Source organism: Undibacterium sp. Jales W-56 (assembly GCF_025548535.1).
Lineage (GTDB): Bacteria > Pseudomonadota > Gammaproteobacteria > Burkholderiales > Burkholderiaceae_D > Undibacterium.
In genome coordinates this window covers 1,015,332-1,036,913 of sequence record NZ_JAJLQW010000001.1, presented here as the reverse complement: position 1 = coordinate 1,036,913, position 21,582 = coordinate 1,015,332, and the positions used below count along the sequence as shown (strand labels likewise).

At 51.2% G+C, this 21,582-nt stretch carries 21 protein-coding genes and 1 tRNA gene; all 22 read right to left on the bottom strand.

Annotated elements, in window-relative coordinates; translation table 11 throughout:
* Positions 1 to 9: 9 nt before the first annotated feature.
* Positions 10 to 318: an NADH-quinone oxidoreductase subunit NuoK gene (gene nuoK / locus LPB67_RS04690; RefSeq protein ID WP_262835889.1), complete on the bottom strand. Its 309-nt coding sequence runs from the start codon at positions 316 to 318 to the stop codon at positions 10 to 12.
* Positions 319 to 966 carry an NADH-quinone oxidoreductase subunit J gene (locus tag LPB67_RS04685; protein WP_262835888.1) on the bottom strand — a complete coding sequence of 216 codons (648 nt, stop codon included), beginning with the start codon at positions 964 to 966 and terminating at the stop codon, positions 319 to 321.
* 27 nt (positions 967 to 993) lie between these two features.
* Positions 994 to 1,482, bottom strand: a complete 489-nt coding sequence (nuoI, locus tag LPB67_RS04680; protein ID WP_262835887.1) for an NADH-quinone oxidoreductase subunit NuoI — start codon at positions 1,480 to 1,482, stop codon at positions 994 to 996.
* A 12-nt stretch (positions 1,483 to 1,494) separates the two neighbouring features.
* Positions 1,495 to 2,565 (bottom strand): NADH-quinone oxidoreductase subunit NuoH, encoded by a 1,071-nt coding sequence (gene nuoH, locus LPB67_RS04675; RefSeq protein WP_262835886.1) that lies wholly within the window; start codon positions 2,563 to 2,565, stop codon positions 1,495 to 1,497.
* Positions 2,565 to 4,889 (bottom strand): NADH-quinone oxidoreductase subunit NuoG, encoded by a 2,325-nt coding sequence (gene nuoG / locus LPB67_RS04670; protein ID WP_262835885.1) that lies wholly within the window; start codon positions 4,887 to 4,889, stop codon positions 2,565 to 2,567. The genes nuoH and nuoG overlap by 1 nt, the downstream gene beginning before the upstream one ends.
* A 32-nt stretch (positions 4,890 to 4,921) precedes the next feature.
* The gene (nuoF, locus tag LPB67_RS04665; RefSeq protein ID WP_262835884.1) at positions 4,922 to 6,217 is read right to left on the bottom strand and encodes an NADH-quinone oxidoreductase subunit NuoF; all 1,296 of its coding nucleotides are present in this window, start codon (positions 6,215 to 6,217) and stop codon (positions 4,922 to 4,924) included.
* The gene (gene nuoE, locus LPB67_RS04660; protein ID WP_262835883.1) at positions 6,217 to 6,705 is read right to left on the bottom strand and encodes an NADH-quinone oxidoreductase subunit NuoE; all 489 of its coding nucleotides are present in this window, start codon (positions 6,703 to 6,705) and stop codon (positions 6,217 to 6,219) included. Before nuoE ends, nuoF begins: the two co-directional genes overlap by 1 nt.
* 40 nt (positions 6,706 to 6,745) lie before the next feature.
* Positions 6,746 to 7,999, bottom strand: a complete 1,254-nt coding sequence (locus LPB67_RS04655) for an NADH-quinone oxidoreductase subunit D (protein WP_262835882.1) — start codon at positions 7,997 to 7,999, stop codon at positions 6,746 to 6,748.
* Complete coding sequence (locus LPB67_RS04650; RefSeq protein ID WP_262835881.1) at positions 7,999 to 8,595, bottom strand: NADH-quinone oxidoreductase subunit C; 597 nt, start codon at positions 8,593 to 8,595, stop codon at positions 7,999 to 8,001. The genes LPB67_RS04655 and LPB67_RS04650 overlap by 1 nt, the downstream gene beginning before the upstream one ends.
* A 39-nt stretch (positions 8,596 to 8,634) precedes the next feature.
* On the bottom strand, positions 8,635 to 9,111 hold the full coding sequence (locus tag LPB67_RS04645; protein WP_262835880.1) for a NuoB/complex I 20 kDa subunit family protein: 477 nt from the start codon (positions 9,109 to 9,111) through the stop codon (positions 8,635 to 8,637).
* A gap of 6 nt (positions 9,112 to 9,117) precedes the next feature.
* The gene (locus LPB67_RS04640) at positions 9,118 to 9,477 is read right to left on the bottom strand and encodes an NADH-quinone oxidoreductase subunit A (protein WP_262835879.1); all 360 of its coding nucleotides are present in this window, start codon (positions 9,475 to 9,477) and stop codon (positions 9,118 to 9,120) included.
* A gap of 111 nt (positions 9,478 to 9,588) precedes the next feature.
* Positions 9,589 to 9,673: transfer RNA gene (locus tag LPB67_RS04635), tRNA-Leu, on the bottom strand.
* 85 nt (positions 9,674 to 9,758) lie between these two features.
* Positions 9,759 to 10,139: a preprotein translocase subunit SecG gene (secG, locus tag LPB67_RS04630; protein WP_262835878.1), complete on the bottom strand. Its 381-nt coding sequence runs from the start codon at positions 10,137 to 10,139 to the stop codon at positions 9,759 to 9,761.
* A gap of 85 nt (positions 10,140 to 10,224) precedes the next feature.
* Positions 10,225 to 10,974, bottom strand: a complete 750-nt coding sequence (gene tpiA / locus LPB67_RS04625; RefSeq protein ID WP_262835877.1) for a triose-phosphate isomerase — start codon at positions 10,972 to 10,974, stop codon at positions 10,225 to 10,227.
* Between the two features lie 257 nt (positions 10,975 to 11,231).
* Positions 11,232 to 12,218, bottom strand: a complete 987-nt coding sequence (locus LPB67_RS04620; RefSeq protein WP_262835876.1) for an NAD(P)H-quinone oxidoreductase — start codon at positions 12,216 to 12,218, stop codon at positions 11,232 to 11,234.
* A gap of 102 nt (positions 12,219 to 12,320) precedes the next feature.
* Positions 12,321 to 14,453, bottom strand: coding sequence for a polyribonucleotide nucleotidyltransferase (gene pnp, locus LPB67_RS04615; RefSeq protein WP_262835875.1), 2,133 nt, complete (start codon positions 14,451 to 14,453; stop codon positions 12,321 to 12,323).
* 220 nt (positions 14,454 to 14,673) lie between these two features.
* Complete coding sequence (gene rpsO, locus LPB67_RS04610) at positions 14,674 to 14,943, bottom strand: 30S ribosomal protein S15 (RefSeq protein ID WP_262835874.1); 270 nt, start codon at positions 14,941 to 14,943, stop codon at positions 14,674 to 14,676.
* A gap of 140 nt (positions 14,944 to 15,083) precedes the next feature.
* Positions 15,084 to 16,622 carry a 2-isopropylmalate synthase gene (locus LPB67_RS04605; RefSeq protein ID WP_262835873.1) on the bottom strand — a complete coding sequence of 513 codons (1,539 nt, stop codon included), beginning with the start codon at positions 16,620 to 16,622 and terminating at the stop codon, positions 15,084 to 15,086.
* Positions 16,623 to 16,979: 357 nt separating this feature from the next.
* Positions 16,980 to 17,840 carry a CDP-diacylglycerol--serine O-phosphatidyltransferase gene (pssA, locus tag LPB67_RS04600; protein ID WP_262835872.1) on the bottom strand — a complete coding sequence of 287 codons (861 nt, stop codon included), beginning with the start codon at positions 17,838 to 17,840 and terminating at the stop codon, positions 16,980 to 16,982.
* Between the two features lie 260 nt (positions 17,841 to 18,100).
* Positions 18,101 to 19,117, bottom strand: a complete 1,017-nt coding sequence (gene ilvC / locus LPB67_RS04595) for a ketol-acid reductoisomerase (protein WP_262835871.1) — start codon at positions 19,115 to 19,117, stop codon at positions 18,101 to 18,103.
* Between the two features lie 128 nt (positions 19,118 to 19,245).
* Positions 19,246 to 19,737: an acetolactate synthase small subunit gene (ilvN, locus tag LPB67_RS04590; RefSeq protein ID WP_188565843.1), complete on the bottom strand. Its 492-nt coding sequence runs from the start codon at positions 19,735 to 19,737 to the stop codon at positions 19,246 to 19,248.
* 1 nt (position 19,738) lies between these two features.
* Positions 19,739 to 21,466, bottom strand: coding sequence for an acetolactate synthase 3 catalytic subunit (locus tag LPB67_RS04585; protein WP_262835870.1), 1,728 nt, complete (start codon positions 21,464 to 21,466; stop codon positions 19,739 to 19,741).
* Positions 21,467 to 21,582 lie beyond the last annotated feature (116 nt).

Genomic DNA, 21,582 nt, shown 5'->3' with positions numbered 1-21,582 from the left:
TAAAACTCATTATCCCTTGAGTGCATCCAGATCTTCTACGTCGATGGTATCCATATTCCGGAACATCACCACCAAAATGGCGAGACCGATCGCAGACTCTGCAGCAGCCACGGTCAAGATAAAGAACACAAAAATCTGCCCTGCTGCATCGCCAAGGTAATGCGAGAATGCGATGAAATTCATATTGACAGCCAACAGCATCAGCTCGATGGCCATCAACAGCACAATAATATTTTTACGGTTCAGAAAAATACCGACGATGGAGATCGCAAACAGAATCGCGCCCAGAATCAGGTAATGTGTCAGTGTTAAAGTCATTTAAACCTCTGTCTGTTCTGCTGTTCCGCCCAAGCCGGCACGATCGCGGGCACGTTCAGAATCGGCAACCATACTGACCATACGAACACGGTCATTACGTTTAACTTTGACTGCCTCAGCAGGATCGAAATACTTACTGTCTTTGCGACGGCGTAAAGTCAACGCGACTGCAGCCACAATCGCCAGCAACAGAATTGCTGCCGCGACTTCAAATGCAAACATGTAATGAGTAAAGATTTCTATACCCAATGATTTGGTATCGCCAATCTTGTCTGATGCGGCAGGGATATGATTCACAGGGCGTAAAAAACCGCGCCACAACACTGCCGACATCTCCAGAACAATCAGCACGCCGACACTGGCAGCAAGTGGGAAATGACTCCAGAAGCCTTGGCGCAACTTATCCATGTCAATGTCTAGCATCATCACCACAAACAGGAATAACACCATGACGGCGCCCACATACACCAGCACCAGCACAATCGCCAGAAACTCCGCCTTCAACAACAACCAGATACCGGCAGCAGTGAAGAAAGCGAGCACCAAAAACAACGCCGCATGTACAGGGCTGCGTGCGGTAATAACTTGAGTCGCCGCGAAGATCAAAATCGCAGCAAACACATAAAATAAAGCAGTGGTAAATTCCATAGCGAGCTAAATCCTGGTTATCTCTGATTAACGATAAACCGCATCAGCGGCGCGGGCTGCAGCGATTTCTGTTTCGTAGCGATCGCCTACTGCCAATAGCATTTCTTTAGTGAAATACAAATCACCGCGCTTTTCACCGTGATATTCCAGCACGTGAGTTTCTACAATCGAATCCACCGGACATGATTCTTCGCAAAAACCGCAAAAAATACATTTGGTTAAATCGATATCGTAACGGGTCGTGCGACGTGAACCATCCTCACGCTGCTCAGATTCAATCGTGATCGCCATCGCAGGACACACCGCTTCGCATAATTTACATGCGATACAGCGCTCCTCGCCATTCGGATAACGACGCAATGCGTGCAAGCCGCGGAAACGTGGTGATTGCGGTGTTTTTTCTTCTGGGAATTGCACGGTGATTTTGCGTGCGAACATATAGCGACCGGTCAGCGCCAGTCCCTTGAGTAATTCGCGCAGCATCAGGCTGCCAAAAAAATCCTTAATTGCTTCCATTTTTTTAGCCTCTTACTTCCAAATATTCCAGGAGGTTTGCATCCATGCTGCCACGATGACCAGGTACACCAAAGTCAGCGGAATAAATACTTTCCAGCCCAAGCGCATAATCTGATCGTAGCGATAACGCGGGAAAGATGCGCGCGCCCAGATAAACATCGAGACCACGACAAAAGTCTTCAATCCCAGCCAGATCCAGCCCGGCACCCAGTTGAATACGATGGAATCAATCGGTGCAGCCCAGCCGCCCAGGAACATCAGGGACGCCATCGCAGAGATCAAAATCATGTTCGCATATTCAGCCAGGAAAAACATCGCGAATGACATACCGGAATATTCCACCATGTGCCCCGCAACAATTTCTGACTCGCCTTCAACCACGTCGAATGGGTGGCGATTGGTTTCCGCAATACCTGAGATCACATAGACCACGAATACCGGCAATAAAGGCAACCAGTTCCATGAAAAAACATTGAGCCCGTAGCTGGCGGCAAAACCGTGAGTTTGACTATTCACGATATCTGTCAAATTCAGGCTACCGGATACCATCAGCACGATTACTAATACAAAACCCATCGCAATTTCATATGAGACCATTTGCGCCGAGGCACGCATCGCACCGAGGAAAGCATATTTTGAGTTGGATGCCCAACCCGCGATGATGATCCCATACACTTCCATAGAAGTAATCGCCATGACCAGCAATAAACCGGCATTCACATTGGCCAACACAGTCTCGGGGCCAAATGGAATCACAGACCAGGCCGCCAGTGCCGGCATGATGGTCATGATGGGCGCCAGAATAAACAAGACTTTGTTTGCTTTGGCAGGAATGATAATTTCCTTCAACAGCAATTTCAGCGCATCGGCGATTGGCTGTAACAAGCCGGCAGGACCGACACGATTAGGGCCTAGACGGATATGCATCCAGCCTATCATCTTGCGTTCCCACAAAGTCAGGTAGGCAACGCAACCCATGACCGGCAAAGTGATGCAGACAATCTTAGCGAGCGTCCATACCAGCGGCCACAAAGCGCCCAGATATTGCTGGCCATATGTTTGAATAGTGGGTAACAAATTCATTACGCACGCTCCACAGTGATGGCACCGAACATCGCGCCTAATGACTTAGTCGACAAATGACCGGCAGCAAGACGCACCACGTTGTCCGGCAAACTCTTGCCCAAAGTCGCGGGCAATACTGCCGAGCCCTGGCCCTGCGTGACTTTGACGTAATCACCTTCTTGCAAACTTAGCTTTGCAAATTGTGCCGCACTCAGGTGAACCTCGGGCGTTTTCGCATCTCTTGTTTTTTGCAAAGATTCAGATCTCCTGACGATAGCATCGGTGCTGTAAATCGACACATCAGCAACACGCTCCAGGCCCTGAACAACAGTTGCATTCGCCACAACGGGAACTGTCATACTGATGTTATTGAGACGCGCCGATACTGTCGTCGCATCCCTACCCAATACTGCATCACGGATCGCTTCGGATGTTTCAAATTCAAAATCCGGCAGTTCCAGCAGATTACCTAACACGCGCAATACTTTCCATGCAGGACGAGTATCCCCCAACGGTTTCACTACGCCATGGAAACTTTGTACCCGACCTTCGCAACTGACAAAAGTACCGGCTGTTTCAGTGAAAGGCGAAACTGGCAGCAAGACATCGGCGTAATCCAGGCCATGCTTGTACGCCGACAGCGATACAACCATTTCCGCCTGATCCAATGCCGCCCTTGCCTGTTGCGGATTGGCGCAATCAAATTCAGGCTCTGCATGCAACAGCACGTAAGCTTTTTTGGCTTGCGCAAACAAGTTTTGCGCGTTCGCTGTGTTGGCAGGAACTGCGCCAGCCAAGTAGCCGCCAACCGTGTTAGCGGCTTCAGTCAGGTAACCGAAACCGGCTCCTGCATTCTGGGCTATCCATTGCGCCAGAGCGTGCAATTTGGCGGCATCAGGATGCTGAGCAGCAGCGTTACCCAAGAATACGCCGGCGTCGCCCTTCAAGATGCTATCGGCGATGGATGTGGCTTTTTCAGATGCCTGAACTTGTTCAAGTCCGGCAGGCTTAACGATTTCTTTTTTAACTGCAATCGCGGCTGCGACTTCAGCCAGGAAATTCAACCAGGCCGACGGAGCGACCACGGCATTATTCGCCAACTTGATCAGCAACTCATCATCGGTCGCGTGCAGTACATTCAGCTTAGCGCCCATCTTTACGGACTGACGCAAACGCGCAGCCAGCAAAGGGTGATCCTTGCGCAAGAAAGAACCAATGACAAAAATATTTTTCAATTGCGCGAAATCAACAATCGACATGCCTAACCACGGCATTACTTTGGCATCCAAAGAGAAGTCCGATTGACGCAAACGGAAATCGACATTATCAGAGCCCAGGCCACGAACCACGCGTTGCAGCAAACTGAGTTCTTCCAAGGTCGAGCTTGGCGTAGCCGCTGCGGCAATCGCGGCAGCGCCATGTTCATGCTTGATATTACGCAGGCCGTGCGCGACATATTCCAGCGCAGTTTGCCAGTCGGTTTCTTGCCATTGACCACCTTGCTTGATCATCGGCTTGGTCAGGCGCTCTTCGCTATTCAAACCTTCATAGGCGAAGCGATCCTTATCGGAAATCCAGCACTCGTTGACTGCCTCGTTTTCCAAAGGCACGACACGCATGACTTTGTTGTTCTTCACTTGAACAATCAAATTGGAACCCAGGCCATCATGTGCACTGACCGATTTACGGCGTGACAATTCCCAGGTACGTGCGGAATAACGGAACGGTTTAGACGTCAATGCGCCAACCGGGCAAAGATCGATCATATTACCGGACAGTTCGGAATCGACGGTCTTGCCAACGAAGGAGGTGATCTCGGCATGCTCCCCGCGCCCCAGCATTCCCAGCTCCATCACGCCGGCAATTTCCTGGCCGAAACGAACGCAGCGCGTACAGTGAATGCAGCGGCTCATTTCTTCCATAGAAATAAGTGGGCCGACATTTTTGTGGAACACCACACGCTTTTCTTCTTCGTAGCGCGAACTGCTGCCACCATAACCGACAGCCAAATCCTGCAACTGGCATTCGCCGCCCTGATCGCAGATAGGACAATCGAGCGGGTGATTGATCAGCAAGAATTCCATCACGCCTTTTTGTGCCTTGACCGCTTTTTCGCTATTCGAGCGTACGATCATGCCGGCTGTCACAGGCGTGGCGCAAGCGGGCAAAGGCTTAGGCGCCTTTTCCACTTCGACCAGACACATGCGGCAATTCGCCGCGATGGACAATTTTTTGTGATAGCAAAAATGAGGGATGTAGGTGCCAAGTTTATTGGCAGCATCCATTACCATGCTGCCTTCTTGCACTTCGACTTTTTTGCCGTCTATTTCGATTTCAACCATGGTTTACTCTGAAGTACGCTACCTGAGCTGGCTTAAATGTAAGCGGGAACCAAGCAATGTTTATGCTCGATGTGATATTCAAATTCTTCGCGGAAATTCTTGATGAAAGCACGCACCGGCATCGCCGCGGCATCACCCAAGGCGCAAATCGTGCGGCCCTGAATATTGTCCGCAATCGAATTCAGCAAGTCGAGATCATCCGCCCTGCCCTGTCCGTGTTCGATACGGTGCACCATGCGATATAACCAGCCCGTACCTTCGCGACATGGAGTGCATTGACCGCAGGATTCTTCAAAATAAAAGTAGGACAGGCGCAGCAGGGACTTGACCATGCAACGTGTTTCATCCATCACGATGACCGCACCGGAACCCAGCATCGAACCGGCTTTGGCGATCGAGTCGTAATCCATATCGGTTGCCATCATGACGTCACCGGTCAATACCGGCATCGAAGAACCGCCAGGAATGACTGCCTTGATTTTCTTGCCGTCGCGCATGCCGCCAGCCAATTCCAGCAAGGTCGCAAACGGCGTACCAAGAGGAACTTCGTAGTTACCCGGTTTGGCTACGTCACCTGACATTGAGAAAATTTTGGTGCCGCCATTATTCGGCTTGCCCAGAGCAGCATATTTTTCACCGCCCATCGCAAACACAAACGGCACTGCAGCAAACGTCTCTGTGTTATTGATCGTGGTTGGCTTGCCGTACAGACCGAAGCTGGCAGGGAAAGGCGGCTTGAAGCGCGGCTGTCCTTTTTTGCCTTCCAAAGATTCAAGCAAGGCGGTTTCTTCGCCGCAGATGTAAGCGCCATAGCCGTGGAACGCATGCAACTGGAATGAAAAATCGGAACCGTGAATCTTGTCGCCCAACATACCGGCGGCGCGCGCTTCTTCAATCGCTTCTTCAAAGCGGTCATAGTCCGCGAAAATTTCTCCGTGGATGTAGTTATAACCGACTGTAATGCCCATTGCATAGGCACCGATCGCCATGCCCTCAATCAAGGCATGCGGGTTATAGCGAATGATGTCGCGATCTTTAAAGGTACCAGGTTCGCCTTCATCGGTATTGCAGACCAGGTATTTTTGACCGGGGTACTGACGCGGCATGAAGCTCCACTTCAAGCCGGTCGGAAAACCGGCACCGCCGCGACCACGCAAAGATGACGCTTTCAACTCAGCAATGACCTGCTCAGGCGGAATTTTTTCGTCGAGAATGCGCTTTAAAGATTGATAGCCACCACGTGCCACGTAGTCTTGCAGGTGCCAGTTTTTGCCGTCAAGGCCGGCAAGAATTAAAGGATTTATATGGCGATTATGCAGACTCGTCATTATTTGCCCGCCTCTGTGAGTTCTGTTACCAGCGAGTCGATTTTGTCATTCGACATAAAGCTGCACATGCGCTTGTTATTCACCAGCATCACCGGGGCATCACCGCAAGCTCCCATGCATTCGCCTTCAACCAGGGTAAACAAACCGTCAGGACTGGTATCTTTATAATCAAGGCCTAATTTTGCTTTCAGATGATGTGCCGCGCGCTCACCGCCAGACAAGGCGCAAGGCAAATTAGTGCAAACCGAAATTTTGAACTTACCAACTGGCTTGGTGTTGTACATATTGTAGAAAGTCGCAACTTCCTGTACCGCGACCGCTGGCATACCGATGTAATCAGCCAAAGTCTGCATCACTTCCGGCGATACCCAACCGGTTTCATCCTGCGCAATCGCCAGCGCAGCCATCACGGCGGACTGGCGCTGATCGGCCGGGAACTTTGCCAGTTCACGATCAATTTTTTTAAATGCCTGCTCTGATAACACCATAGCTTTTGCCTCTATTGTTGACGCGCCTTGATTAAACAATCTAGCGGTCAATCTCACCAAACACAATATCTTGCGTACCGATAATCGTCACCGCATCGGCAATCATGTGACCTTTTGCCATTTCATCCAAACCCTGCAAATGGGCGAATCCGGGCGCGCGAATTTTCAGACGATAAGGCTTGTTCGCGCCATCGGATATCAGGTAAATACCGAACTCCCCTTTAGGATGCTCAACCGCGGCATACGCTTCGCCGGCAGGCACATGGAAACCCTCGGTAAACAATTTGAAGTGATGGATCAACTCTTCCATATTCGACTTCATGTTTACGCGTGAAGGCGGTGCGACTTTATGATTCGTCGTGATCACCGGACCAGCATTGTTACGCAACCATTCCACGCATTGCTTGATAATACGATTCGATTGACGCATCTCTTCGACACGCACCAGATAACGATCATAACTATCGCCGTTGACGCCGACGGGGATATCGAAATCCAGCAAATCGTAAACTTCGTAAGGTTGTTTTTTACGCAGGTCCCATTCAATGCCGGAACCGCGCAACATTGGGCCGGTAAAACCCATCGCCTTAGCACGCTCGGGAGAAACCACGCCAATACCAACCAGACGTTGCTTCCAGATACGATTATCCGTCAACAAAGTCTCGTATTCGTCCACATAGGTTGGAAAACGATTCGTGAAGTCTTCGATGAAATCGAGCAGAGAACCCTGGCGATTTTCATTCAAGGCACGCATTGCCTTATCGTTCTTCAGTTGCGAAGTCGTAAACTTCGGCATTTGTTCTGGCAAATCGCGATACACGCCACCCGGACGATAGTAAGCAGCATGCAAGCGCGCACCGGAGACCGCTTCATAGCAGTCCATCAAATCTTCGCGCTCGCGGAAGGCATACAAAAACACCGCCATCGCACCGACGTCCAGTGCATGCGCGCCTATCCACAGCAAATGATTCAGGATACGGGTGATCTCGTCGAACATCACACGAATATATTGCGCACGCAAGGGCACTTCCAGATCGAGCATTTTTTCGATCGCCATGACGTAGGCGTGCTCGTTGGCCATCATCGACACATAATCGAGCCGATCCATGTAGGGAACCGATTGCAGGAAAGTTTTTTGTTCTGCCAATTTTTCAGTTGCACGATGCAATAAGCCAATGTGCGGATCGGCACGCTGAATCACTTCACCGTCCAGCTCCAGCACCAGACGCAAAACGCCATGCGCCGCAGGATGCTGAGGGCCAAAGTTCAATGTGTAATTTTTAATTTCAGCCATTATTTCACTCCGTAATGCTCTTCACGAATGATACGCGGTACATTCTCACGCGGATCTATCGTTACCGGCTGATACACCACGCGCTTTTGCTCAGGGTCATAGCGCATCTCGACATAGCCAGAGACAGGGAAATCTTTACGGAAGGGATGACCGATGAAACCATAGTCAGTCAAAATACGGCGCAAATCATTGTGTCCGTCAAATAAAATACCGAAGAAGTCAAAAGCTTCGCGCTCATACCAATTCGCCGCGTTCCAGATATCAATCACTGAAGGCAAGATCGGCATGTCGTCATCTGCCGCAAAGACCCTGACACGCAAACGCCAGTTATGCTGAATCGACAGCAAGTGCGACACCGCCGCAAAGCGAGCGCCATCCCAGATACCGTCGCCGTAAGTCGAGTAATCCACGCCACACAAATCTATCAACTCTTCAAAGGAAGTAGAAGGATGGTCACGCAGATCGCGCATTGCCTGCAAATACACTGCCGGCGCGACCACAATGGTCAACTCGCCCAAGGCCACAGTGGATTGCAACAATCGATCACCCAAGACCTCTTTTACCGCTACCTCGAGGATTTCTAATTTTGTAGTCATAGTGTAAGTGCTGCCCTAAATTCGCTTGGACTGAACAGATCAGCGCGCAATCGTATTGGTACGTTTGATCTTGTTTTGCAACTGTATGATGCCGTACAGCAGCGCCTCTGCAGTCGGCGGACAACCAGGCACATAAATATCGACGGGCACAATACGATCACAGCCGCGCACCACAGAATACGAGTAGTGATAGTAACCACCGCCGTTGGCGCAAGAACCCATAGAAATAACCCAGCGCGGCTCTGCCATCTGGTCGTACACCTTGCGCAAAGCAGGCGCCATTTTGTTGCACAGAGTCCCGGCGACTATCATCACATCGGACTGACGCGGCGATGGACGAAACACCACACCGAAACGATCCAGATCGTAACGAGAAGCACCGGCATGCATCATCTCTACCGCGCAACAGGCGAGGCCAAATGTCATTGGCCACATCGAACCTGTACGGGTCCAGTTAATCAGCTTATCGGCTGTCGTCGTAACGAAACCTTCGCTCAATACACCTTCAATTGCCATAATCGCTTACTCCCAATCCAGGGCGCCCTTTTTCCAGATGTACCAAAAACCGATCGCAAATTCCAGGATAAAACCCAGCATGATCAAAAAACCCGACCAACCCAGGTCGCGCATCGCTACGCCCCACGGAAAAAAGAAAGCCGTTTCAAGATCAAACAGAATAAACAGGATCGCGACGAGGTAATAACGCACATCAAATTTCATACGCGCATCTTCGAAGGCTTCAAAGCCGCATTCGTATGGAGATGTCTTTTGACTGTCCGGCTTAAATGGGGCAAGAATGCGCCCCAGGATCTGCGGCACTACACCAACCGCAATACCCACCAGAATGAAGAGAAGAACAGGGAAATAATTTTCGAGGTTCACGTTAGGCTACCTGTATTTGAACGCCACATTGAAGTGATTCACTCTAAAAGCGAGGAAAGCATTACCATCACTTTCCCGACCAGATCAGCAAAGAAAACTGACCGTATTTTTTGGTGCCGACGACGAGACTCGAACTCGTACAGCTTTCGCCACTACCCCCTCAAGATAGCGTGTCTACCAATTTCACCACGTCGGCTTAAGCCCAGCATTCTACTATGTCTGGCGCGATTGTTCAACGCACAATTGCAGGCATTCAATGTTTTTTGCAGAGCAAAACCGTTTTACTTAGGAATTTGATTAGCCTGGCCAGCCGCACTCGCAGGAGCAGCGGCAGAACTGGCGGAAACCGCCGCTGCCGACGCTGATGCCGGCACCACTTTCGCTGCCGCCGGCAAATTATCCAGCACGCCGCCAGTGCTGGTGCGATTGCCGCCTATGAATGCCAGGGCCAGGGTCGCGCCAAAAAACACTGCCGCAGCAAGGCCGGTTGATTTGGATAAAAAATTGGACGAACCGGTCGCGCCGAACAAACTGCCGGAGGCACCGGAACCGAATGAGGCGCCCATGTCCGCACCTTTACCATGCTGCAAAAGGACAAGGCCAATAATTGCCAGCGCAGACAAGACCTGAATAACCACGACCACCGTAAACAAAGTATGCATTCAAAACACCTAGATTAAATAATTTTAAAACCGAATATAAACCGGCAAGACTACCGATTCATCACTACCTGCAAAGCACCTGCAATCAAGCTGCGCGAACAATTGCCAGAAAATCCGCCGCCTTCAAGGCCGCGCCACCGATCAAACCGCCATCGATATCAGGCATCGCCAATAATTCTTGCGCATTATCGGGCTTCATACTGCCGCCATACAAAATCCGCACATTCGCGGCCGACGTCACATTTTTCAAAGCCAACTGCTGACGCAATACGGCATGCACTTCTTGCGCCATCTGCGGCGTTGCCGTCTTGCCAGTCCCTATCGCCCAGACCGGCTCATACGCCACCACCAGATCAGCCAGCGCATCGGCCTCAATTACATCCAACACGGCTTGCAATTGCGCGCGCACCACGGCATTGGTTAGCCCCGACTCCCGCTGCTCCAGGGTCTCACCCACGCAGACGATAGGCTTCAATCCCGACGCGAGCGCCCGCAAAGTTTTTTGCGCTACCAGCTCATTCAACTCCCCATGATAAGCACGGCGTTCCGAATGGCCGATAATCACGTAAGAACAGGAACAATCTGCCAGCATGGCGGCAGACACTTCACCGGTATAGGCCCCGGAAATATGCACAGAAACATCCTGCGCACCCCAGGCAATATCACTATCCGACAATAAGTCTGCACACTGCATCAGGTACGGCGCAGGCGCACAAACCAGCACCTCGCAAGCCACATCAGAACCAAGACCGGCCCGCAAATCCGACAACAGCGCTTCATTTGAAGCAAAACTGCCATTCATTTTCCAGTTACCAGCAATCAATTTACGTCGCATAGCAGCCCAAAAATTTAATAAACCGTCTATTGTAGCCCTTCTCTGCACAAGGGGCAAACCTGCACAGAGACAAACAACGGTGTCCGAATAAAATCTTCAGGCAAACTGCATTTTTCAGGCGTTGATGCAGTGGTGCGGAAAATCATTCCGACAGATACTACTCACCAGTATTTTTTCAAACCGCTTGATAATTTTGCCGACTACGGCCATTTCACATGAAAAATAGGGGAGTATCGTATTTTTCTCAATGGGACGCATCAAATGTCCGAAACTTGCAGCATAATTTTTCCGACGTGCGAACTGCTTTCCATCAGAGCATGTGCCCGTGCCGCATCAGCCAGAGGAAAAACCTGATAAATCACAGGCTTAATTTGACCAGATTCCAGTAAAGGCCAGATTTTTTCCCGCAAATTCCTTGCAATGGCGCCTTTGAACTCAACAGAACGTGGCCGCAAAGTGGCCCCGCTGATGCTTAAGCGGCGCCGCAACACCTGCGCCAGATCCACTTCCGCTTTAGCGCCGCCGAGCAAGGCGATAATCGCCAGCCGCCCATCATCGGCAAGGCAATTAATCTCACGCGGAATGTAATCTCCCGCCACCATATCCAGAATCACATCCACGCCACGACCTGCAGTCAACGACTTCACTATCTCGACGAAATCTTCGGTGCGATAGTTAATCGCCTTCTCGGCCCCAAGCCGTTCTGTCGCCCTGCACTTGTCGTCGGAACCTGCCGTGGCGAATACTCGATGCCCCAATGCAACCGCCATTTGTATGGCTGTCACGCCAATGCCGGAGGTGCCGCCCTGCACCAGCAAGCTCTCACCGACGCTGAGTCGCGCACGATCAAACACATTGCTCCACACCGTAAAATAGGTTTCAGGCAAAGAGGCCGCTTCAAGCGCACTCAGCCCAACAGGCATCGGCAAGCACTGCAAAGCCGGGGCGACGCAGTATTCCGCATAGCCGCCGCCCTGCACCAGAGCGCACACCTTATCGCCCTTAACAAAACCTGATCCCTGCAAATCGCCACCCACAATTTCACCCGCCACCTCCAGGCCGGGCAAATCGGAAGCCCCGGCAGGCACCGGATAATGCCCAAGGCGCTGCAGCACATCGGGGCGATTGACGCCTGCCGCCTGCACACGGATCAGGACCTCACCCGCCTCCGCCTGCGGAACAGGTCTTTCACATAATTGCAATACTTCCGGCTTGCCATATTGAGTGATTTCAATTGCGCGCATTGCTACTCCATTTGCAGGGAAAATGCTTATTGTATGCCGATAAAAAAAGCCTGCGTTTTCACACAGGCTTTTGGGCAGTCAAACGGATTTGACTATATTTACTTACTGTTGTTGCTGTTGCTGAGGCTGTTCACCTTCAGCGACTGCCGCCTTCATGGATAACTTGAAGCGACCGCGGTCGTCGGTCTCCAGCACTTTAACGCGCACTTGCTGACCTTCCTTGAGGTAATCAGCAACCGCATTCACGCGCTCATTGGCGATCTGGCTGATATGCAGCAAGCCATCTTTACCCGGCATGATCTGCACGATCGCACCGAAGTCCAGCAACTTCAGCACAGTGCCGTCATAGACTTTGCCGACTTCAACTTCAGCCGTCAGTTCTTCGATACGACGCTTGGCTTCCTGACCGGCTGCCGCATCGACAGAAGCGATAGTGACTACGCCTTCATCGCTGATATCGATCTGCGTCCCTGTCTCTTCAGTCAAGGCACGAATCACTGCGCCGCCCTTGCCGATCACATCACGGATTTTTTCCGGATTGATTTTAACGGTGATCAGGCGTGGTGCGAAGTCGGACAATTCGGCTTTGCCATGCGGCACGGCTTCTTGCATTTTGGCGAGGATATGCACACGGCCTTCTTTTGCTTGCGCCAAAGCGACTTGCATGATTTCCTTGGTGATGCCCTGGATTTTGATGTCCATTTGCAGCGCTGTAATACCTTCGGCAGTACCCGCCACTTTGAAGTCCATATCGCCGAGGTGATCTTCATCGCCCAGGATATCGGTCAAGACCGCAAATTTATTGCCGTCTTTGATCAGGCCCATCGCGATACCGGCAACATGCGCCTTCATCGGCACACCGGCATCCAGCAGAGCCAGGCAGCCGCCGCAAACCGACGCCATGGAAGAAGATCCGTTGGACTCGGTAATTTCAGACACCAGACGTACCGAGTAGCTGAAATCTTCCGGCGATGGCAATGCCGCTTGCAGAGCACGCTTGGCCAGACGGCCATGACCGATTTCACGACGCTTAGGCGTACCAACGCGACCTGTTTCGCCGGTAGCGAACGGAGGCATGTTGTAATGCAGCATGAAACGATCGGAATACTCGCCCATCAAGGCATCGATTTTTTGCTCGTCGCGTGCCGTACCCAAAGTGGCGATGACCAAAGCCTGCGTCTCGCCACGGGTGAACAAGGCAGTGCCGTGAGTACGCGGCAACACGCCGGTACGGATCGAGATAGGACGCACAGTGCGCGTGTCGCGGCCATCGATACGCGGCTCGCCTTCGAGGATTTGGGAGCGCACGATTTTTGCTTCCAGATCGAACAGGATATTGCCGACTTCAGACGAATCCGGAGCGGATTCGCCTTTAGCGGCAGCCTGCTCAGCCAAAGCCGCATTGACTGCAGTCGTAGCGTCTTTCAACAATTGCGTACGCGCTTGCTTTTCTTTTGTTTGATAGGCAGTGCGCAACAATGGCTGCGCCACTGCAGTCACCGCAGCGATCAGCGCTTCGTTCTTAGCGGCTGGCGCCCATTCGACTTCAGGTTTTCCACCGTCACGCACTAATTCGTGGATGGCATCAATCACTGCCTTCATTTGCTCGTGACCGTAGACAACCGCGCCCAGCATGACTTCTTCGGACAACTGTTGCGCTTCGGACTCGACCATCAGGACAGCTTGCTCAGTACCGGCAACCACCAGATCCATCGCCGATGTTTTTAATTGCGTGGCTGTCGGGTTCAAAATGTACTGGCCATCGATATAACCAACGCGGGCCGCACCTACCGGGCCGCTGAATGGAATACCGGAAACGCAGATCGCAGCAGACGCGCCGATCATGGCGGCAATATCCGGATCGATTTCAGGATTGACGGACAAGACGTGCACGATGACTTGCACTTCGTTCAGATAGCCCTCTGGAAACAAAGGGCGGATAGGTCGATCGATCAAACGGGAAGTCAGCGTTTCTTTTTCAGACGGACGCCCTTCACGCTTGAAAAAACCGCCAGGGATACGACCGGCAGCATACGTTTTTTCGAGGTAATCCACCGTCAATGGGAAGAAATCCTGACCTGGCTTGGCATCTTTTTTTGCAACTACCGTCGCCAACACAACGGTATCTTCAATCGATACCATGACCGCACCAGATGCTTGACGAGCGATCTCGCCTGTTTCCAGCGTCACTTGATGTTGACCGTACTGGAAGGTTTTCGTAACTTTATTAAACACAATGTGTCCTTTCTATTTTGCCGACAGATTTTCAGGCGCTGTCGTTCACCTCACCGCGAGCGAATCGTTCATTCGCTTTACTACCACCAACAACTACCAAAAATAATCTTGAAAAATAAGCGCTGATCAGCCCTACAAACAACAAAAAGCCTGCGACAGCGAACTGAGGCAGGCTTTCTGCTACAACACTTTTGCTATGTAATAAATATATAGCAATGAATTACTTACGCAAGCCGAGTTTTTCAATCAGTGAACGATAACGGTTCAAATCTTTGCCCTTCAGGTAGGACAACAGGCTCTTACGACGGTTAACCATCATGATCAAACCACGACGTGAGTGGTGATCTTTAGCGTGCGCCTTGAAGTGACCGTTCAAGTCATTGATACGTGCAGTCAACAAAGCAACTTGCACTTCCGGGGAGCCGGTGTCGTTCAAACCACGGGCATTGTCCGCAACGATGGCGGCTTTAGTACTTTTTTCGAAAGTCATGATTTTCCTTAACATGCGATGCAAAGAGAACAAACCCTTAACATCGTGACAACAATAATCTCACCAAAATGGCAAGACGCGTGACTATAGCATAGATTTATCCATCGACCAAGTCACGCTTAACGACAAAACCCCATCGCTTAAATCTGCGGGTTCAGCTTTTCTACCTTGGAATGCAGTTTGTTTAACGCGGATAAATAGGCTTTTGCAGAAGCGACCACAATATCCGGATCGGCCCCCACGCCATTGACAATACGCCCAGCCTTGGACAGGCGCATGGTCACCTCGCCTTGCGATTGTGTGCCTGTAGTAATCGCATTCACCGAAAACAGCAGCAACTCCGAGCCGCTCTGGGTTTTCGATTCAATCGCATTGACAATGGCATCAACCGGACCATTGCCATGACCGTCACAGGTGACTTCCTTGGAATCGATCGCAAATACGATTTTTGCCGCCGGCCGTTCGCCGGTTTCGGAATGCTGCGCCAGCGAGACGAAACGATAATATTCATTGTCATGGGAATGCTCTTCGTCTGATACGAGCGCCATGATGTCTTCGTCAAAAATTTCAGACTTACGGTCGGCCAATTCTTTAAAACGAGTAAATGCTGCGTTGATATCCGCTTCCGATTCGAGTTTGATGCCCAGCTCTTCGAGACGCTGTTTAAACGCGTTACGACCGGACAATTTACCCAGAACTATCTTGTTGGCGCTCCAGCCCACATCCTCAGCACGCATGATTTCATAGGTATCACGCGCCTTTAAGATGCCGTCCTGATGAATGCCGGAAGCATGCGCAAACGCATTCGCCCCGACCACTGCCTTATTCGGCTGCACCGCGAAACCGGTGATTTGCGATACCAGCTTGGACGTCGCCACGATCTGCGTCGTATCGATACCGAAATCCAGGTTGAAATGATCGCGACGGGTTTTCACTGCCATCACGATCTCTTCGAGAGCCGTATTGCCGGCGCGCTCACCCAAGCCATTGATGGTGCATTCGACTTGACGGGCGCCGCCTATCATCACGCCGGCAAGCGAATTCGCCACCGCCATACCGAGATCGTTATGGCAATGGACTGACCAGATTGCCTTATCCGAATTAGGAATACGCTCGCGCAAAGATTTCAGCATATTGCCGTACAAACCAGGTACGCCGTAGCCGACCGTGTCGGCAAAATTGATGGTGGTCGCCCCTTCGCTGATCACCGCTTCGATGACGCGGCATAAGAAATCCATATCCGAGCGGCTGCCATCTTCCGGGCTAAATTCCACATCATCGGTAAACTGGCGCGCAAAACGCACGGCTTGTTTCGCCTGCTCAAACACCTGGTCCGGCGTCATACGCAGCTTCTTCTCCATGTGCAAGGGCGAGGTCGCAATGAAGGTATGAATCCGCTTTCTTTGCGCTGCCTTCAAAGCTTCCGCCGCACGAGAAATATCCCTATCGTTTGCGCGCGACAAGGAACAGATAATCGGCTCCCTGACCGCTGCAGAAATTGCCTGGATTGCTTCAAAATCCCCTTGCGATGCGGCCGCAAAACCGGCCTCAATCACATCTACCCTAAGGCGCTCCAATTGTCTTGCAATACGGACTTTTTCATCCTTGGTCATGGAAGCGCCGGGAGACTGTTCTCCATCACGCAAAGTAGTGTCAAATATGATCAGCTTATCGCTCATGATCTGCTCCTGATTTTTTTGAATTGAATTGCCGGATGTCGGTACTGCAAACGCTTTTGGTCTACCCTTGCGATGCGCATGGGTAAGAGCTACGCAAATTGTAAGTTGGGAGTGTGAATGCGCTATGGTGTCAGCGCACCAGTCATCACGCTGGCAAATCTGATGGATCCGCGAGAGATAACATTGCTAAAAATTTGAGCAGTAAATACATGCGGACGACTATAAGCGCGATTGCTTGAAAGTGCAAGATTTTGTGGCCGTCATTCTGTAAAAAAATACCTGCTTTTCGCTCTACGGGAATTAAAAAAGCTGTGCCGTATTTCTACCGCACAGCTTTGATTTTCATACGAGTCTGATTTACTTCTCTTCGTGAGTTTCAACAGTCGTTTGTACCAGACTCACCGGACGGCCTTTACGCCAGCGCCACAGCAGCACCACATAACCCGACAAGCCATACAGCACAAACAGGCCAAACAGTACTTTAGGCGGATCGCTGACCACGGCAACATAGGCCAGCACGATCAAAAACGGCGCAATAAATGGCACGGAGCGGCGCAAATTCACATCCTTGAAACTATAAAAAGGGACGTTGGTCACCATCGTCAAACCGGCAAACAAGGTAATACTCCAGGCGCTCCAGCTCAGATCGCTGCCCTTAAAATTCAAGTCCGTCATCAACAGCACAAAGCCAGCCACCAATGCCGCCGCTGCCGGACTAGGCAAACCTTGGAAATAACGCTTATCGACGACCGCAATATTTGTGTTAAAACGCGCCAGGCGCAATGCCGCACCGGCGCAATAGACGAATGCCGCCAGCCAGCCCAGCTTACCCATGCCCCTGAGCGACCATTCATACGCCACCAGAGCTGGCGCTGCGCCGAAAGAAATCATGTCCGACAAACTATCGTACTGGGCGCCAAATTCACTTTGGGTATTCGTCATCCTGGCCACGCGACCATCGAGACTATCCAGCACCATGGCGGCAAAAATAGCGAATGCCGATTGATCAAAACGCTGATTCATTGCCATCACAATGGCATAGAAGCCACAGAACAAAGCCGCCGTAGTAAAGGCGTTTGGCAGGAGATAAATGCCGCGCCGTCTCTTGACCGGATAGGGCTGCTCGGCAGCGCCAGATTCAGCTTGTTGATTTTTGCGTGCGCCACGTGGGAAAAGCTTAAAACTGCCTTTGGGCTTACGTCGGTTAAAAGAGGACATGCGTTAATCGATAAAATAAAAGTAAGCTGAAAGTATAACCGCGATTAGATGGCAATTAAATCCATTTTGCTCACGAAAAAAGCCAGATGCGCCTGAAGTGCAAGATGTCCAAAGACATCAATCGTTTACCAAATTCACGCTTTTTGATGTGAAACAGGAATAAAAAGACATAAAAAAAGTCGTCCAAGCGGACGACTTTTGGCTTCAAACTGGGTGTGATTGCCAGCATGCGCCGGTATGATGCCCGGCGATCTTGGCAATTAATTTTTAGATTGATCGACCAATTTGTTTTTAGCAATCCATGGCATCATGGCACGCAATTTCGCGCCGACTTCTTCAATCTGATGCTCAGCAGTCAAACGACGACGGGAAATCAAAGTCGGCGCACCTGCCTTGTTTTCCAGGATGAAGCTCTTCGCGTATTCGCCAGTCTGAATATCTTTCAGGCATTGACGCATCGCTTCTTTAGTCGTGGAGGTAACGACTTTCGGGCCTGTCACATATTCGCCGTATTCGGCGTTGTTGGAGATCGAGTAGTTCATGTTGGCGATACCGCCTTCATAGATCAGATCGACGATCAATTTCAATTCGTGCAGACATTCGAAATACGCCATTTCCGGCGCGTAGCCCGCTTCGACCAAGGTCTCGAAACCGGCTTTGATCAACTCGACCGCACCACCGCACAACACGGCTTGCTCGCCGAACAAGTCGGTTTCGGTTTCTTCGCGGAAGTTGGTTTCGATGATACCGGCACGGCCGCCGCCGTTTGCCATCGCATAGGACAAGGCGATGTCGCGGGCCGAGCCGGATTTATCCTGGTATACGGCGATCAGATGCGGTACGCCGCCACCCTGGGAGTAAGTGCCGCGTACGGTGTGGCCTGGTGCCTTCGGCGCGATCATGATGACGTCCAGATCGGCACGCGGTACGACTTGACCATAATGGACGTTGAAGCCGTGGGCGAACGCCAGCACTGCGCCCTGCTTTGCATGAGGCGCCACGTTTTCAGCATAAACCTGGGCGATGTTTTCATCTGGCAGCAAGATCATGATGACGTCGGCCGCTTTAACCGCGTCATTGACTTCAGCAACATTCAAACCTGCATTTTTTGCCTTGTCCCATGAGGCGCCGCCTTTGCGCAAAGCGACGGTGACTTTGCAACCGGAGTCGTTCAGGTTTTGTGCGTGTGCGTGACCTTGCGAACCGTAACCGATGATCGCTACGTTTTTGCCTTTGATGAGGGACAAGTCGCAATCTTTATCGTAGAAAACTTTCATTTTGTATCCTTAATGATTTAATTTATTTCAGTTATTTAAAACAGCATCCGCACTATTCATGCGCCTTGTGGCACGTTTTCGCCCGGAGAAGCCCGTCGATATTGCGTATTACTTTGTTTGCTGATGCCTTAGACTTTCAAAATTCGCTCGCCACGGCCGATACCCGAACCACCGGTACGGACCGTTTCCAAAATCGCCGTACGGTCGATGGAATCGATAAAGGCATCCAGCTTACCCTTATTCCCGGTCAATTCGATGGTATAGGTTTTTTCGGTGACATCGATGATGCGACCACGGAAAATATCGGCAGTGCGCTTCATCTCTTCACGTTCTTTACCTACTGCCCTGACCTTGATCAACATGAGTTCGCGCTCAATGTGCGCGCCCTCGGTCAGGTCGACGACTTTAACTACTTCGATCAGGCGATTCAGATGCTTGGTGATTTGCTCGATGATGTCGTCCGAGCCTGAAGTCACGATGGTCATGCGAGACAAGGTCGCATCTTCGGTCGGCGCCACCGTCAGGGTTTCGATGTTGTAGCCGCGCGCAGAGAATAAACCGACGACCCGAGACAAGGCGCCGGCTTCGTTTTCCAGCAGAACAGAAATGATATGTCTCATGTTACAGATCCTCCGAACCGAGCAGCATTTCAGTCAGACCGGCGCCCGCCTTGACCATAGGCCAGACGTTTTCGGTTTGATCCGTAATGAAGTTCATAAATACCAGACGATCTTTCATGCCGAATGCATCTTTGAGTGCGCCATCGATATCTGCCGGATTTTCAATCTTCATACCGACGTGACCATAGGACTCCACCAGCTTGGTAAAATCGGGCAAGGAATCCATATACGACTCGGAGTAACGTGATCCGTAATCAATTTGCTGCCACTGCCGGACCATGCCGAGAAAACGGTTGTTCAACAAAATAATTTTCGGCGTCAAATGATATTGCTTGCAGGTCGCGAGTTCCTGAATACACATTTGTATGGAAGCTTCGCCGGTGATGCAGGCCACGGTCGCGCCGGGGTTCGCCATCTGCACTCCCATCGCATAAGGCAAGCCAACGCCCATGGTGCCCAGGCCGCCGGAATTGATCCAGCGGCGCGGTTTGTCAAAACCGTAGTATTGCGCCGCCCACATCTGATGCTGACCGACGTCGGACGTGATGAAGGCGTCGCCCTTGGTGATTTCCCAGACTTTTTGTACAACCGATTGCGGCTTGATAATTTCAGTCGAGGCGGGAAATTTCAAGCATTCACGCTTGCGCCACTCATTGATCTGCTTCCACCAGTCTGCCAGCGCTTTCGGATTCGACTTGATCTCTACCGTGCCGAGTTGCGACAAAAATTCTTGCAACACGTCTTTGACATTGCCGACGATAGGAATATCGACTTTAACGCGCTTGGAAATCGACGACGGATCGATATCGATATGAATGATCTTGCGCGGATGAGAGGCGAAATGTTTGGGGTTACCGATCACGCGATCATCAAAACGCGCACCGATCGCGATCAGCACATCGCAGTGTTGCATCGCCATGTTGGCTTCGTAAGTGCCGTGCATGCCAGGCATGCCGACAAATTTTTCATCCGAAGCCGGAAAAGCACCCAAGCCCATCAAGGTATTGGTGCACGGGAAACCGAGTTGGTTGACCAGCTTGTTTAACTCCGGTGCCGCATTGGCCAGTATCACGCCGCCGCCGGTATAAATCATCGGACGTTCGGCTTGCAGCAAGAGCTGCACTGCCTTGCGAATCTGGCCGGAGTGACCCTTATCCACTGGCTTGTAAGAGCGCATTTCTACTTCTTTTGGATAGAAATAGGTGGTCTTGTGCATGCTGATATCTTTGGGGATATCCACCAGCACAGGACCGGGACGACCAGTCGTAGCGATAAAGAACGCCTTCTTGATGGTCGTCGCTAAATCTCGGACATCCTTCACCAAAAAATTATGCTTGACGCAAGGACGCGTAATACCGACGGTATCGCATTCCTGGAAAGCATCCTGGCCGATTGCATGACTTGGGACCTGGCCGGAAATGATCACCATCGGGATCGAATCCATGTAGGCAGTCGCCAGGCCGGTTACCGCATTGGTAACGCCAGGGCCGGATGTCACTAAAGCGACACCGACTTTTTGTGAAGAACGGGAATAAGCATCGGCCGCATGAATCGCTGCCTGCTCGTGGCGAACAAGGATATGTTGAAACTTATCCTGATTAAAAATTGCGTCGTAGATATAGAGTACGGCACCGCCCGGATATCCGAACACATGCTCAACACCCTCTTCGGCCAGGCATTTGACTAATATCTCTGCGCCGGTTATTTCTGCATTCGTTTCTGAACTCATTTACGTTTCCTTTCAAGGTCCATAGGAGATTGATCGGATGTTCTTTCCTGTCGAATTTGCGCGGCTAGGCTTGAAGCTGACATTCCTTTTTGTACGGTCACGCCACCCTTGGTACA